Origin of the sequence: Melaminivora alkalimesophila (assembly GCF_000282995.1) — a bacterium.
Lineage (GTDB): Bacteria > Pseudomonadota > Gammaproteobacteria > Burkholderiales > Burkholderiaceae_C > Melaminivora > Melaminivora alkalimesophila.
Window position 1 is genome coordinate 1 of record NZ_ALEE01000757.1, and the last position, 1,524, is coordinate 1,524.

The window sequence follows — 1,524 nt, forward strand, 5'->3', positions numbered from 1 at the left end:
AGCACTGGCTGGGCACCGACGCCTACGGGCGCGATGTCGCCTCGCTGCTGCTGGTCGGGGCGCGCGCCACCATTGCCGTGGGCATCATCGCCGTCGGGATCGGGCTGGGCCTCGGTACGCTGCTCGGCCTGGTCGCGGCGGCGCGCGGCGGCTGGGTGGAGGAACTGATCATGCGCGTGGCCGACTTCACCTTCGCCTTCCCGGCCCTGCTGCTGGCCATCATGCTCACGGCCGTGTTCGGCCCCGGCATGGTGAACGCGATCATCGCCATCGGCATCTTCTACATCCCCACCTTCGCGCGCATCACCCGCGCCTCGGCGCGCGCCGTGTGGTCGCGCGAGTACGTGCTGGCGGCGCGCGCCAGCGGCAAGGGCGCCACCCGCATCACGCTCGAGCACGTGCTGCCCAACATCGCCTCGGTGCTGATCGTGCAGGCGACGATCCAGTTTGCGCTGGCGGTGCTGGCCGAGGCCGCGCTGTCCTACCTGGGGCTGGGAACGCAGCCGCCCCAGCCCTCCTGGGGGCGCATGCTGGCCGAGGCGCAGACGCTGATGTTCCAGGCGCCGCTGCTGGCCGTGTGGCCGGGATTGGCGATCGCGCTGGCAGTATTGGGGCTGAACCTGCTGGGCGACGGCTTGCGCGACGTGCTCGATCCGCGTCTGGCGCGACAACGCTGAACGCCATGGCCGAACGGATCTCCTTTCCTGAGGTGCCGCTGCTGCAGGTCCGCGACCTGGAAGTGCGGCTGCAGACCCACCGCGGGCCGGCGCGCGCCCTGCGCGGCCTCGGCTTCGAGCTGGCGCGGGGCGAGACGCTGGGGCTGATCGGCGAATCGGGCAGCGGCAAGTCGCTCACGGCGCTGGCGCTGATGGGCCTGCTGCCGGAGGGCGCCGAGGTGCGCGGCAGCATCCGGCTCGACGGCCAGGAGCTGGTCGGCATGCCCGAGGCGCAGCTGTGCCGCCTGCGCGGCAACCGCATGGCGATGGTCTTCCAGGAGCCCATGACGGCGCTCAACCCGGTGCATCCCATCGGCCGGCAGGTGGCGGAGCCGCTGCGCCTGCACCAGCGGCTGTCGCCCCGGCAGGCGCGCGCCGAGGCGATCGCCCTGCTCGAGCGCGTCGGCATCGCGCGCGCCGCCGAGCGCCTGGACGCCTACCCGCACCAGTTCTCGGGCGGGCAGCGCCAGCGCATCACCATCGCCATGGCGCTGGCCTGCGGGCCCGCTTTGCTGATCGCCGACGAGCCCACCACGGCGCTGGACGTGACGCTGCGCGGCCAGATCCTGGAGCTTTTGTCGCAGCTGCAGCGCCAGACCGGCATGGCGGTGCTGCTGATCACGCACGACCTGCAGCTGGTGCGCCGCTTCGCGGACCGCGTGGCGGTCATGGAGCGGGGCGCCTTGGTGGAGCAGGGCACGGTGGCGCAGGTCTTCGCCGCGCCGCAACACCCCTATACCCGCCGCCTGATCGCCAGCACGCCGGTGCGCGACGTGGTGGAAGTTTCGCCCGAGGCGGCGGGCGAGCC

At 72.8% G+C, this 1,524-nt stretch carries 2 protein-coding genes; both read left to right on the forward strand.

Going from position 1 to position 1,524, the window contains the following annotated elements; genetic code table 11:
• The coding region (locus tag A612_RS14605) for an ABC transporter permease (RefSeq protein ID WP_019375186.1) at positions 1 to 677 on the forward strand (677 nt) is incomplete at its 5' end.
• A 32-nt stretch (positions 678 to 709) separates the two neighbouring features.
• Positions 710 to 1,524 (forward strand): ATP-binding cassette domain-containing protein (locus A612_RS14610; protein ID WP_051001520.1); only part of this gene is annotated, 815 nt, incomplete at its 3' end.